Here is a 13,117-nt window from a genome sequence, read left to right on the forward strand (position 1 = left end):
CTCCGGAGACCCCATGACCGCCCGCAAAATCATCATCGACACCGACCCCGGACAGGACGACGCCGTCGCCATCCTGCTGGCCTTGGCCAGCCCCGAAGAGATCGAGGTGCTGGGCATTACCGCCGTCGCGGGCAACGTGCCGCTGGAGCTGACCGCCAGGAACGCCCGCATCGTCTGCGAACTGGCGGACCGAACTGACGTGCCGGTCTATGCGGGCTGCGACGCGCCTTTGAAACGCAAGCTGGTCACCGCCGAGCATGTGCACGGCAAGACCGGCCTCGACGGCCCCGACCTGCCCGACCCCAAGATGGAACTGGCCCAGGGCAACGCGGTCGATTTCATCATCCACACCCTGCGCCGCCACCCGCCCGGCACCGTCACCCTCTGCCCGCTGGGGCCGCTGACCAACATCGCCACGGCCTTTCAGAAAGCCCCCGACATCATCGAGCGGGTGCAGCAGATCGTGCTGATGGGTGGTGCCTATTTCGAGGTCGGCAACATCACCCCGGCGGCCGAATTCAACATCTACGTCGATCCAGAAGCCGCTGAAATTGTGTTTAAACCCGGCGTCGATATCGTGGTCATGCCGCTGGATGTCACGCACAAGGCGCTGGTCACCAAACAGCGCAACGACGCCTTCCGCGCCCTTGGCACCAAGGTCGGCATCGCGGTGGCCGAAATGACTGATTTCTTCGAACGTTTCGACAAGGAGAAGTACGGAAGCGAGGGCGCGCCCCTGCACGATCCCTGCGTGACCGCCTATCTGATCCGCCCCGAGCTCTTCTCGGGCCGACACGTCAACGTCGAGATCGAAACCCAGTCGGACCTCACCCTTGGCATGACCGTCGCCGACTGGTGGGGCGTCACCGACCGTAAGCCCAACGCGCTGTTCATCGGCGACGTGGATGCCGACGGGTTCTTTGCCCTGCTCACCGAACGGCTGGCGCGGCTATGAGCGCCGCCCTGCGCCTTGCCCGCCCCGACGACCTTGATCGGCTGATGGGTCTGGTCGCCGCCTTTCACGCCGAGGCAGGGATCGAACAGGACCCCGACCAGCGCCGCGCGGCCCTTGCGCCGCTGCTCGAGGGCATCCCGCACGGCTGCATCTACCTGATCGGCCCCAGCCGCGCGCCGCTGGGCTATGTCATCATCACCTTCGGCTGGTCGGTCGAGTTCGGGGGCATGGACGGGTTCGTGGACGAAATCTACATCCGCCCCGCCATTCGCGGCCGCGGCATCGCTACCGAAGTTCTTCAAGCCCTGCCCAAGGCACTGGCCGGGGCCGGCCTGACGGCCCTGCACCTTGAGGTGGATCGAACCAACGAGGCCGCGCAGAAACTGTACCTTCGAACCGGCTTCAAACCGCGCGACCGCCACATGCTGATGAGCAAGACGCTCTAGCGCGACTCACCGCGGAAGATCAGGCTGGGGCTATAGTACATCTCTTGCACCGGATCATTCTGCGACACCGGTTCGCCGGTGATCGGGTAGGTGCCAGGCCCCGCACAGGCCGCCAGAACACCGACGGAAAGCATCGAAATCACGAGAAGGATTCTTGAAGCAGACATCACGTTCTCCTTTCTGCTGTACCGTCAGACTACGCCCGTCGCTGCGGTGCGCGTAGGTAAAAGTTCACACATAATCACATTTATGTTTGCTTTTTTCGCAATTCCGACCCTCCAAAACTGAGGTTTTGGGCAATTCCACTGCAATTCCCTAGGCTTCGGCGGTATCGCCCCGCAGCGACATTTCAAAGAACAACAATTGCCCTCGGGCGATTTCGGGAATGTCGGAATAGGCATCGCGTAGCTTGAACCCCAAGGATAGGTACAGCCGAGTCGCCGCCTTAAGCGGTTTTCCGGTGTCCATCCGGATCATCTCGAACCCGTCCTTGCGGCACTGGGCAATCAGTTCCTGCATGATCGCACACCCCGCGCCAGTACCCCGAGCAGCCTCGGTCACGAATACGCGCTTGATCTCGGCGATACCCGGCCCGATTGTCTGGAACATCCCGCAGCCCACCGCCTGCCCATCCAGCATCGCCAGCCGGGTCCCACCCTTGGGCGGCATATGCTCGACCTCGATGGCCGCCAGAACGGAGGCATATTTCTCGGGCGGATAGAACGTGTTGACGACCTGCCGCGACCGTTCGTCCAGTGTCAGTAAAAAGGCGTGATAGTCCCAACACAAACGCCGGACAGCATCAAACTGGTCCGGCGTTTTAGGTTCAATGATGCTGAGCATTAGGGACCCCCGGCCAATGTCGGGGATCAGACTAGCAGCTTGTGGCTTACTTGCGAAGGATCGAGCGCCCCGCGTATTCCGCGACCTCGCCCAGCGTTTCCTCGATGCGGATCAGCTGGTTGTACTTGGCCAGCCGGTCCGACCGCGCCAGCGAGCCGGTCTTGATCTGACCGCAGTTGGTCGCCACGGCCAGATCGGCGATGGTGGCGTCCTCGGTCTCGCCCGAGCGGTGTGACATCACGTTGGTATAGCGGGCGCGGTGGGCCATATCCACGGCGCGCAGCGTTTCGGTCAGCGAACCGATCTGGTTCACCTTGACCAGCATCGAGTTGGCGCAGCCCTTCTCGATCCCCTCAGCCAGACGCGCGGGGTTGGTCACGAACAGGTCGTCACCCACCAGCTGCACCTTGCCGCCCAACTCGTCGGTCAGCGCCTTCCAGCCGTCCCAGTCATCCTCGGACATACCGTCCTCGATCGAGATGATCGGATAGTCGTTCACCAACGCTGCCAGATAGGCCACGTTCTCGTCACTGCTCAGAGTCTTGCCCTCGCCCGACAGGACGTATTTGCCATCCTTGTAATACTCGGTGGCCGCGCAATCGAGCGCCAGATAGATCTCGTCCCCCGGCTTGTAGCCCGCCTTCTCGATCGACTTGAGGATGAAATCCAGCGCTTCGCGGGTCGAAGCGATGTTCGGGGCAAACCCGCCCTCGTCGCCGACACCGGTGGCCAGCCCGGCCGCCGACAGTTCCTTTTTCAGGGTGTGGAAAACTTCCGAACCCATGCGCACCGCCTCGCGGATGTTGCTGGCGGCCACGGGCATGATCATGAATTCCTGGATGTCGATCGGGTTGTCGGCGTGTTCGCCGCCATTGATGATGTTCATCATCGGCACCGGCAGAACCCGCGCCGAGGTGCCACCGACGTAGCGATAGAGCGGCTGGGTGGTGAAATCCGCCGCCGCCTTGGCCACGGCCAACGAGACGCCCAGAATGGCGTTCGCACCCAGACGGGCCTTGTTGGGTGAGCCGTCCAGCTCAATCATCGCGGCGTCGATCGCCACCTGCTCGGTCGCGTCAAAGCCCACCAATTCTTCGGCGATCTCGCCGTTCACGGCGGCCACGGCTTCGAGCACGCCCTTGCCCATGTACCTGGACTTGTCGCCATCGCGCTTCTCAACCGCCTCATAGGCGCCGGTCGACGCGCCCGAGGGCACGGCTGCCCGGCCCATGGTGCCGTCTTCCAGAACCACGTCCACCTCGACGGTGGGGTTGCCCCGGCTGTCCAGGATTTCGCGTGCGTGGATGTCGATGATGGTGCTCATGATACCGGTCCCTGAAAATGCGTTCGGTTGCATGCCTAATACCAGCACGCGGGGAAAAGTAAACCGGGTCCGTTATCGCTAACACGCATATTTTCCGGCCTTTAGCGCCAACAGCAGCGTGTTTGCGCCAACAGGTCAGCAGACCGCCGGAGCCATGGCCCGCGCAATGCGCCGTTCGCGGATGAACGTGTACATGCCCGACCCGATGATCAGCGACGCGCCGATCATGGTCATCAGGTCCGGTCGTTCGCCGAACATCCACATCCCGGCCAGGATCGAGAACAGCAGCCGCGTATATCGAAACGGGGTCAGGGCCGAGGCCTCGCCCACACGCATCGCCGTGACGATGCCGAAATAGCCCAGCACGCCAAAGCCCACCGCGCCGATATAGGGGCCGACCTGCTCGGCCTGAAGCGGCACCAACGGCTGGCCCGCCATCAGCATCAGAACGCCCCCCGCCAGCGCCACCGCCGCATAGGCCTGCAACGCCACCACGGCCGAGGCCACCCGCGCGTCCAGCCGCCGGGTGATCAGATCGCGCGCAGCGATGGCGATCACCGTCGCCACCACGAACAGAGCCTCGGGGCGGAACCCGTCCAGACCCGGGCGGATGACCATCAGCACCCCGGCGAATCCGACACCGATCGCGCTCCACCGCCGCCAGCCAACGTGTTCGCCCAGAAACAGCGCGGCCCCCATAGTCACCGCCAAGGGCATTGCCTGGAACACGGCGGCGACCGTGGACAGATCGACCAGCGACAAGGCGGTCACGAAGCTGAGCGCGCCGACGGCCTCGGTGCCCGCGCGGATCAGGGGCAAGGGCTGCCAGGCGGCCCGGTCAAAAATCCGCTTGCGCGTGACCACAGCCATCAGGGCAAAGGCCAGCCCGCAGAACAGGCCCAGAACCAGCATGACCTGCCCGGTCGGCACGGAAGTCGACAGGTGCTTGATAAACATGTCCTCAAGCGTGAAGGCGGCCATTGCCCCGATGATCAGCAGAATGCCCTGTACGTTGTTCATGCGCGCGTCTCCGTCTGGCGGGCCCGTCTTGCCCGACCGGCGCAGGAAATCCCGATTGCCTCGGTCTGGCAACCCGCAACCTGACCACGAATGATGAATTGATTTGAGCCGACCGTTCGCGTTTCGTGATGGGTCGGTGCCGGATCAGTCCTTGTCCAGCGGCACGCCGTATAATTCCAGCCGGTGCCCTTTCAGGCGGTAGCCCAACTTGGCGGCAATCTTTTCCTGCAGAGCTTCGATCTCGGGGTCCACGAACTCGATCACCTCGCCCGAGTTCATATCGATCAGGTGATCGTGGTGGTCGCGCTCGGCGTCCTCATAGCGCGCGCGCCCGTCGCCGAATTCCAGCCGCTCGAGAATTCCGGCCTCTTCGAACAGTTTGACGGTGCGATAGACGGTCGCGATCGAGATGCCCGCATCCAGCGCCGATGCGCGGGCGTAAAGCTCCTCGACATCCGGATGGTCGTCGCTTTGTTCCAGAACGGTCGCGATGGTCCGGCGCTGGCCGGTCATGCGCAGGCCTTTGGCTTCGCAACGCGCGATGATCGTGTCCGGCATGGCACCCCTCAGAATCCGTTCGGGTCTCTGTCTTAGTCTGTCCGCACGGGTTTCGCCACCGTGTTTTGCACCCTTGCCGACTCAACCGGCCAGGCGCAGATCGGCCCAGACCGGCAGGTGGTCCGAGGCGATATGCGCGGGCCGCTCCCCGTGCACACCGTGGGCCAGCGCCTCGAGCCCGCCGCCCAGCGCGATCCGGTCCAGCGCACCCAGAGGCTGCGCGGCGGGAAAGCTTGGCACAGGTGGCAGGAACCGCATGTCGGGAGCCAGACGGTCAAGGATCGGCTGGCGCGACCATTCGTTGAAATCCCCCGCCCAGACGGTGGGCATCCGGTCCAGCGCGCGGCCGTCCTGCCGCAAGTGAATGATCTGCTGGCGGCGCCACGCCGAGAACAGCCCCAGATGCATCCCCATCACCCGCAGTGGGCCGATATGCGTGTCGAACTCGACCCGGACCGCCCCGCGCGGTTCGAGCCCCGGCAGATCGTGATGCGCGGCGCGGCGCACCTGAATGTGGTCGCCCCGCCAGATCACGGCGTTGCCATGCCAGCCGAGGCTGCCCGCACCGCCCAGATCAACGATCTTCCACCCCGCCTCGTCCAGCATGAAATGCGGCAGCGCCGCCGGGCGCGGCGGCAGGCGTTTGTCAGCCTCTTGCAGCACCACGATATCGGCGCTCAGCCGATCCAGCACCTGCAGGATACGCTGCGGCTGGCGTCGCAGGTCCAGTCCGACGCATTTCTGGATGTTGTAGCTGGCAAGGCGCAGCTTGGGCAAAGTGGTCATCGGTTTTCTACGGTTGTACCCCGTCAGGATTCGCAGGATCGCGCCCGGACGCAAGCCGATAGTTCAGCACAGATGCCGAAACCCGCTCAGGTGCCGCAAAAGGTGGCATGCACCACCTCGTCCTGCGTGGGCGGGTGCCTCAGGTCGGCGGCGTCAGGCTGGTCGTCATAGGGTTGGGCCAGCACAGCGTTCAGCCGGTGAAACAGGGCATATTCGCCCTGAACGGCGGCCTCGATCATCTGCTCGACCCGGTGGTTGCGCGGGATGAAGGCGGGGTTCGCCGCGTGCATCACTGCAACCGGGTCAGCCTCGCGCGTCAGCCGCGCGCGCCACCCCTCGGCCCAGCTGTCAAAAGCCGCCGGATCGGTAAACTGGTCTCGTGCCGCATCGCTGCCCAGCGCGCGGAAGGTATTGGTGAAATCGGCCTGGTTCTGCGCCATCCGCGTCAGCAGGTCCGAGATCAGTGCAAGGTCGCCGTCCTCCTCGGTGGTTAGGCCGATCTTGGCCCGGAACCGCCTCAGCCAGTGCTGCTGCATCAATTCGGGCATGGCATGTACGATCTCGGTCGCCTCTTCCACGGCGGCCTGCTTGTCCTCGATCTGCTGGATCAGCGCCGTCGCCAGCTGTGCAAGGTTCCACACCGCGATCTCGGGCTGGTTGGAATAGGCATAGCGCCCCATCCGGTCGATCGAACTGTAGACGGTACTCGGATGATAGCTGTCCATAAAAGCGCAGGGGCCATAGTCGATGGTTTCGCCCGAGATGGCGCAGTTGTCGGTGTTCATCACCCCGTGGATGAAGCCCACCGCCATCCATTGCGCGATCAGCGCGGCCTGCGCGTCACGCACGGCGCGCAGTAGGCCCATCGGCCCGACGGCGTCCGGGTAGTGGCGCGCGATGGCATAGTCGGTCAGCCGCTGCAGGTCGGCGATCTGGCCGCGTGCGGCGAACACCTGAAACGTACCCACCCGCAGATGGCTTTGCGCCACGCGGGTCAGCACCGCGCCGGGCATCGGGCCCTCGCGCAGCACGACCTCGCCGGTTTCCACCGCCGCCAAGGCACGCGTGGTGGGAATGCCCAGCGCGTGCATCGCCTCGGACACGACATATTCGCGCAGAACCGGCCCCAGCCAGGCCCGCCCGTCGCCCTGCCGCGAGAACGGCGTGCGTCCCGAGCCCTTGAGTTGAATGTCTCGGCGAACCCCGTCCGTGCCCACCACCTCGCCCAGCAGCACCGCGCGCCCGTCGCCCAGCTGTGGGTTGTAGTTGCCGAACTGGTGGCCGGAATACAGCTGCGCCAGCGGCTCGGCCCCGTCCGGCAGGGTATTGCCCGCAAACACCTGGGCCATGTCCTGCGCGTCACCGGGCAAGATGCCCAGCACCTGCGCCAGATCGTCATTGAAAGCCACCAGCCGCGGCGCGCGCACGGGCTCAGGCGACTGGCGCTCATAAAAGGCGCCGGGCAGCCGGGCATAGGAATTGTCGAAGGGGATCGTCAGGGTCATAGCGCAAACATATGATCTGTGCGCAGTATTGCCAGCACCAAATCCCATCGCCGTGAAAGGCCCGCCATGACCGCCGACCAGATCATCGACCACCTGCAGTTGCAGCCCCACCCCGAAGGCGGCTGGTATGCCGAGACATGGCGCGCGGACAACAGCGGCCGCCCGACCGCGACCTGCATCTATTTCCTGCTGAAACAGGGCGAGGCCAGCCACTGGCACCGGGTCGATGCGACCGAGATCTGGCTGTTTCACGCCGGAGCGCCACTGATCCTGTCGATCAGCGGAACCGATACCGGACCTGCAAGCGATCAAATGCTGTCCCCTGACCTGAGCGAGGGCGCGCCGCAGGTCATCGTACCCGCCGGCCATTGGCAGGCCGCCCGCAGTACCGGGGACTACACGCTGGTCAGCTGTGTCGTCTCGCCGGGGTTTCAGTTCGACGGTTTCGAATTGGCGCCGCCGGAGTTCGACATTCCCAGGGGCTAAACCTCCGGCCCCTGCTGAACCACGCTTGAACTTGCCCTGCCCGATGCGGCAAGGTTCGCTTGTGAATGATTGGGCAAAGATGAGGGCGCGATGCGGCTGATCAAGACTTTGGTGACCGTGGCCGTGATCCTCGGCCTGGGCGTGTTTGGGCTGCGGTTGGCCTTTCCGCTGCCCGAAACCAATTTCTCGGAGCAGACATACAGCCAACCCGCGGATTGGACGGGTCCGCTGGGCCAAGCCATCGAGCCGGCGATTCAGCGCAATCCCGGACTGGATGGCGTCCGCCCCCTCGGTCAGGGGCACACCGCATTCGCCGCCCGCGCCATTCTCGCGCGTGAGGCGGTCTCGTCCATCGATGCCCAATACTATATCTGGCAGGATGACGTGACCGGCCTGATGCTGCTGGACGAATTGCGTGCGGCGGCGGAACGGGGCGTGCGCGTGCGCCTCTTGGTCGATGACAATGGCATCTCGGGGCTGGACACGCTTCTGGCGGAACTGGATGCCATGCCCACCGCCCATGTGCGCATCTTCAACCCGTTCACTCTGCGCAACCCCAAGCTGCTATCCTATGTGTTCGATTTCGGCCGGTTGAACCGCCGCATGCATAACAAATCCATGACAGTGGACGGCGTGGCCACGATTGTCGGGGGCCGGAACATCGGCGACATCTATTTCGACTATGGGGCCGGAACGCACTATCTGGATGTCGATACCATCGCGATCGGTCCTATCGTGGACGAGGTTGCAGCGTCGTTCGATGCCTACTGGAACAGCGGCTCGGCCTATGATGCCGCGTTGTTCCTGCCTGCAGCGACCGATCCAAGCCTGAAGGCATTGGCCGAGGCCGCGCGTCAGACCGCTGCCGGGGCCGGATACCAAAAAGCGATCCGCGACAATGAACTGGCCGACCGCATCGCCGACCGCGATCTGCCGTTCGAGTGGAGCGCTATCGAACTTTTTGTCGATGACCCGGCAAAGGGACTTGGACAGGTGGAGGACGAGAACCTCATGGTCGAGCGTCTGATAGCCTTTGCCGAAAGCTCCGAGACGTCGCTCGATCTGGTCTCGGCCTATTTCATTCCCGGTCCCCGCGGGGCCGAGTTGCTCGAACGGTTGGCGTCGTCTGGGGTCAAAGTCCGGGTCTTGACCAACTCAATGGATGCGACCGATGTGATGCCGGTTCATGCCGCTTACATGGCCTACCGCGACGACCTGCTGGCAAGCGGGGTTCAGTTGCTGGAGCTGCGCGCGTTGCGCGCCGAGCATAAGGCACGCAGCCTGCCCGAGATTCTTGCAGGCTCTGCCTCGGGCCTGCATGCAAAGGTGTTTGGCTCGGATGGCAAACGGATCTTTATCGGCTCATACAATCTGGATCCACGTTCGGCCCGGCTGAACACCGAGATGGGGCTGCTGATCGAGAGCCCCGCGGTCGCTGCAGATCTGGCCCGGCAACTGGACAAGCCGGAATTCGCCTATCGCGTCGAAATGGCCGATGACGGCGACCTGGTCTGGATTCAGCAGACCAACGACGGAACGACCACGACCTTTGAGACTGACCCGAACACCTCTCGGTTCCAGCGCGGCCTTGCCGCCGTCGTCAGGTGGCTGCCGGTCGAGTGGATGCTCTGACCACCGCCGGCGTCAGTTCAGGACCGCGATCGATAGATTCAGTATGGTGGCGAATGCCACCCATGCCAGATAGGGCACGAACGCCCAGGCCGAAACGCGATCCACCGGGCGGACGCGCGCGATGAACAGCACAATCACCACCAGAAGCGCAAGAATCACTAACAATGCCAGCCACGGCTGATGCAGCACGAAGAATGTGGGCGACCACAGAAAGTTCAGGCCCAACTGCGCCCACCACAGGCGCATCGCGGGCGAACTTCGGTCGCGTTCGAACTGCCGCCAACCTGCCATTGCGATCAACACGTAAAGAACCGTCCAGACCGGGCCGAATACCCATCCCGGCGGGTTGAAGACCGGTTTGTTCAGATTCGCATACCACTCACCCGGCCCTGTCAGAGTGCCGATCAGTATGCCGCCACCCATTACAAGAAACAGAAATGCGATACGTGTCAGGGTCTTGGTCATGCCGGTTCCATCTGCAGTTTCACCGCCGCTCAGCAGGTCCCGACCGGTATAGCCGCGCGGGCCGCCGACGAAAAGACACCACGCTGCGGGTTCTGCACGCCTTCCAGAGAGACCGTCGCGCCCTGGATCTCGGCCCCCGACACGATGATCTCGCGTCCGCCACCTGTGTCATCCACGTCGATCGTAAACGCGATTTCTGCACCGGGCGGCATGGCCCGGATGTCCAGATCGACCATCGACTGTCCGTCCTGAACCTGAGGCAACCCGTTCAGATACTCGGACCCCGCGACCATCTCAAAAGGCTGAAACACTTCAACCCCTGCCCCCGAGCCGGTGACATCAAAGATCAACCCGCCCTGTGACGAAGACAAATCCAGACGCACAGTTGCAGCAGACAGGTTGCAATCGCTGGCATTGCGAAGAACGAAACGGTCCTTTGGCGCTCCCTCGACGAACTCAACCTGCACTTCGGCCATGGCAGGCACTGCGAGCATGAACGCAACAGCACAACCGGCCGCATTTTTCACAAGGGAACCGATCATCTTCATCTCCGGCGCTGTTGTGGCTACTGCTACGATTACGCTCGGGTGCCTTGGCAGGATCATTTTTCCCCGCGTTTCAGCGCGGTGCGCCCTGCGACACCCGGCTGACCGTTCCCCCGCCGACCAACGCCTTGACCCCGGTGGTGCCGGGACAAGAGGTCGGCATCCCCCGCGCCACCCGCACCGCCAGATAGGCAAAGGCCTGCGCCTCGAGCATGTCGCCATCCAGACCTACGGCCTCGACCGGATCGACCGGACAGTCCAGCGCCACGCGCAGCATCTCCATCAAAACCGGGTTCCTACGCCCACCGCCGGTGACCAGCACCCGCGCGGGCGGTTTGGGACAATGCTCCATCCCCTGCACCACCCCGGCGGCGCTCATGCCCGTCAGGGTGGCGACTGCGTCAGCGTCGCTCAATTCCTTTACCAGACCGATCATTTCGGCGAAATCGTTGCGATCCAGCGATTTGGGCGGCAGACGGTTGAAATAGGGCTCGGCCAGAAACAGCTCCAGTGCTCCGGTCTCGACCGTGCCCTGCCGGGCCAGCGCGCCGTCGCGGTCCATCGGCAGGCCCAGACGCGCCTGTACCAGATCGTCGATCGGCGCATTGGCCGGGCCGGTGTCAAAGGCCAGCAACGCACCGGGCGCCTCGGGTCCGTCAAAGGACGGGTCCACATAGGTCAGGTTGCCGACGCCGCCCAGGTTCAGAAAGCACAAGGGCGTCGTCGCCCCGACATATTTTGCGCAGGCAAAGTGGAAGAACGGCGCCAGCGGCGCGCCCTCGCCACCCATGGCCACGTCATCGCTGCGGAAATCCCAGACCACGGGCACACCCAGCGCGACCGCCAGCCCCTCGCCATCGCCCACCTGCAACGTGCCCTTGCCGCGCGGCTCATGCGCAAGGGTCTGGCCGTGAAAGCCGATCAGCTCCACGTCCTCGAATTCCGACAGCAGCTCGGCATGGGCGCGGGTCACCAGATCTTCGGCGGCGTGCACCTCGGGGCCGCTCCATTTTCCCAGCGCGGCGCGCAACAGCTTGCGCTCGTCCTCGCTATAGGGCCGGTAGGCACTGTCGCCGAACCGCAGGATCTGCCGCCCGTCGGTTTCCACCACCGCCGCGTCGACCCCATCGAGCGAGGTGCCCGACATGGCCCCCAGTGCCCGCACTGCCCCAACTTTGCCTCGGGCCTTATTCATGGCCTTTTCCTTCCCTCGTTCGCCGCCTATAACGTGCCCCGCAATTCAACCCCGAGGCAAGACATGACGTATCACCCCAAATCGGATTTCATCGCCACGATGATCGAGCGCGGCTTTTTGGCCGATTGCACCGATTATCAGGGCCTTGACGATGCTCTGACAAGCGGGGTGCAGACAGCCTATATCGGGTATGACGCCACCGCCCAGTCCCTGCATGTCGGGCACCTGATGAACATCATGGTTCTGCGCTGGTTCCAGAAGCTGGGGCACAAGCCGATCACCCTGATGGGCGGCGGCACCACCAAGGTGGGCGATCCGTCTTTCCGCTCGGACGAACGCCCCCTGCTGGGCCCCGAGCAGATCGACGCCAACATCGCCGGCATGCAGAAGGTGTTCGACAAGTACCTGTCCTATGACGACAGCGACACCGGCGCGCTGATGCTGAACAATGCCGAATGGCTGGACGACCTGAACTATCTCGATTTCCTGCGGGACATCGGGCGGCATTTCTCGGTCAACCGGATGCTGTCCTTTGAATCGGTGAAATCGCGGCTGGACCGGGAACAATCCCTGTCGTTCCTCGAGTTCAACTACATGATCCTGCAAGCCTATGACTTTCTGGAACTGAACCGCCGATATGGCTGCATCCTGCAGATGGGCGGATCGGACCAGTGGGGCAATATCGTCAACGGCATCGACCTGACCCGCCGCGTGCTGGATCACGAGATCTATGGCCTGACCACGCCCCTGCTGACCACCAGCGATGGGCGCAAGATGGGCAAAAGCCAGGGCGGCGCCATCTGGCTGAACGGCGACATGCTGTCGCCTTACGAGTTCTGGCAGTTCTGGCGCAACACCACCGACGCCGACGTGGGCCGTTTCCTGAAGATCTTCACCGAGCTTCCCGTAGACGAATGCGACCGCATGGGCGCGCTGCAAGGGTCCGAGATCAACGAGGCCAAGATCCGTCTGGCCAACGAAGTCACGACCCTGCTGCACGGTTCCGAGGCCGCGGCCAAGGCCGAGGCCACCGCGCGCGAAGTGTTCGAAAAGGGCGGCGTGGGCGGCGACCTGCCCACCCTGACCCTGACCGCCGAAGATCTGGGCGATGGCATCTCGGTTGTGCAGCTGATCGTGAAGTCTGGCCTGGCGAAATCGGGCAAGGAGGCCAAGCGCCTGATTTCCGAAAACGGCGCCCGTCTGGACGACGCACCGCTGACCGATGCGGGGCTGATGATCGACGCGGCGGCCCTGTCCTCGCCCATCAAACTGAGCGCCGGCAAGAAACGGCACGCGCTGGTGCAGTTGGGCTAACCCGTCTGACCCCAAACACGACGGCCGCCTCAGGGCGGCCGTT

At 63.8% G+C, this 13,117-nt stretch carries 15 protein-coding genes; 5 read left to right on the forward strand and 10 right to left on the reverse strand.

Annotation, left to right across the window (positions count from 1 at the left end):
- Window positions 1–13 precede the first annotated feature (13 nt).
- Window positions 14–955: a nucleoside hydrolase gene (locus AC2FNS_RS01190; protein ID WP_496713291.1), complete on the forward strand. Its 942-nt coding sequence runs from the start codon at window positions 14–16 to the stop codon at window positions 953–955.
- Window positions 952–1,401 (forward strand): GNAT family N-acetyltransferase, encoded by a 450-nt coding sequence (locus AC2FNS_RS01195; protein WP_496713289.1) that lies wholly within the window; start codon window positions 952–954, stop codon window positions 1,399–1,401. Before AC2FNS_RS01190 ends, AC2FNS_RS01195 begins: the two co-directional genes overlap by 4 nt.
- Here the strand turns inward: AC2FNS_RS01195 and AC2FNS_RS01200 are convergent.
- From AC2FNS_RS01200 to AC2FNS_RS01230, 7 genes are all read right to left on the reverse strand, one after another.
- Window positions 1,398–1,568 (reverse strand): hypothetical protein, encoded by a 171-nt coding sequence (locus tag AC2FNS_RS01200; RefSeq protein WP_490361548.1) that lies wholly within the window; start codon window positions 1,566–1,568, stop codon window positions 1,398–1,400. The two genes, AC2FNS_RS01195 and AC2FNS_RS01200, sit on opposite strands and share 4 nt — an antisense overlap.
- A gap of 148 nt (window positions 1,569–1,716) precedes the next feature.
- Complete coding sequence (locus AC2FNS_RS01205) at window positions 1,717–2,244, reverse strand: GNAT family N-acetyltransferase (RefSeq protein WP_496713287.1); 528 nt, start codon at window positions 2,242–2,244, stop codon at window positions 1,717–1,719.
- A 46-nt stretch (window positions 2,245–2,290) separates the two neighbouring features.
- A complete protein-coding gene (gene eno, locus AC2FNS_RS01210; RefSeq protein ID WP_496727587.1) occupies window positions 2,291–3,568 on the reverse strand; it encodes a phosphopyruvate hydratase in 1,278 nt (425 codons plus the stop codon).
- A gap of 135 nt (window positions 3,569–3,703) precedes the next feature.
- Window positions 3,704–4,588 (reverse strand): DMT family transporter, encoded by an 885-nt coding sequence (locus AC2FNS_RS01215; RefSeq protein WP_496711812.1) that lies wholly within the window; start codon window positions 4,586–4,588, stop codon window positions 3,704–3,706.
- A gap of 144 nt (window positions 4,589–4,732) precedes the next feature.
- Entirely contained in the window at window positions 4,733–5,146 is a 414-nt protein-coding gene (locus tag AC2FNS_RS01220) for a Fur family transcriptional regulator (RefSeq protein ID WP_005982689.1), read from the reverse strand.
- Between the two features lie 81 nt (window positions 5,147–5,227).
- Entirely contained in the window at window positions 5,228–5,932 is a 705-nt protein-coding gene (locus AC2FNS_RS01225) for an endonuclease/exonuclease/phosphatase family protein (protein ID WP_496682305.1), read from the reverse strand.
- Window positions 5,933–6,018: 86 nt separating this feature from the next.
- On the reverse strand, window positions 6,019–7,437 hold the full coding sequence (locus AC2FNS_RS01230) for a protein adenylyltransferase SelO (RefSeq protein ID WP_496797360.1): 1,419 nt from the start codon (window positions 7,435–7,437) through the stop codon (window positions 6,019–6,021).
- Window positions 7,438–7,503: 66 nt separating this feature from the next.
- Here AC2FNS_RS01230 and AC2FNS_RS01235 point away from each other — a divergent pair, with 66 nt between their 5' ends.
- Window positions 7,504–7,923, forward strand: a complete 420-nt coding sequence (locus tag AC2FNS_RS01235; RefSeq protein WP_496711810.1) for a cupin domain-containing protein — start codon at window positions 7,504–7,506, stop codon at window positions 7,921–7,923.
- A gap of 90 nt (window positions 7,924–8,013) precedes the next feature.
- Window positions 8,014–9,555 carry a phospholipase D family protein gene (locus AC2FNS_RS01240; RefSeq protein WP_496711809.1) on the forward strand — a complete coding sequence of 514 codons (1,542 nt, stop codon included), beginning with the start codon at window positions 8,014–8,016 and terminating at the stop codon, window positions 9,553–9,555.
- Between the two features lie 12 nt (window positions 9,556–9,567).
- On the opposite strand, the gene AC2FNS_RS01245 is transcribed toward AC2FNS_RS01240, so the two are convergent.
- The 3 genes from AC2FNS_RS01245 to AC2FNS_RS01255 form a co-directional block, all read right to left on the reverse strand.
- Window positions 9,568–10,020, reverse strand: coding sequence for a TspO/MBR family protein (locus tag AC2FNS_RS01245; protein ID WP_496711808.1), 453 nt, complete (start codon window positions 10,018–10,020; stop codon window positions 9,568–9,570).
- Between the two features lie 29 nt (window positions 10,021–10,049).
- Window positions 10,050–10,514 carry an aggregation factor core gene (locus AC2FNS_RS01250; protein WP_496711807.1) on the reverse strand — a complete coding sequence of 155 codons (465 nt, stop codon included), beginning with the start codon at window positions 10,512–10,514 and terminating at the stop codon, window positions 10,050–10,052.
- A 124-nt stretch (window positions 10,515–10,638) separates the two neighbouring features.
- A complete protein-coding gene (locus AC2FNS_RS01255) occupies window positions 10,639–11,760 on the reverse strand; it encodes an anhydro-N-acetylmuramic acid kinase (protein ID WP_496711806.1) in 1,122 nt (373 codons plus the stop codon).
- Window positions 11,761–11,823: 63 nt separating this feature from the next.
- On the opposite strand from AC2FNS_RS01255, the gene tyrS reads away from it, so the two are divergent.
- Window positions 11,824–13,074, forward strand: coding sequence for a tyrosine--tRNA ligase (tyrS, locus tag AC2FNS_RS01260; RefSeq protein ID WP_496682290.1), 1,251 nt, complete (start codon window positions 11,824–11,826; stop codon window positions 13,072–13,074).
- Window positions 13,075–13,117: the final 43 nt, after the last annotated feature.

It is taken from the genome of Ruegeria sp. BHSA191, assembly GCF_059613325.1.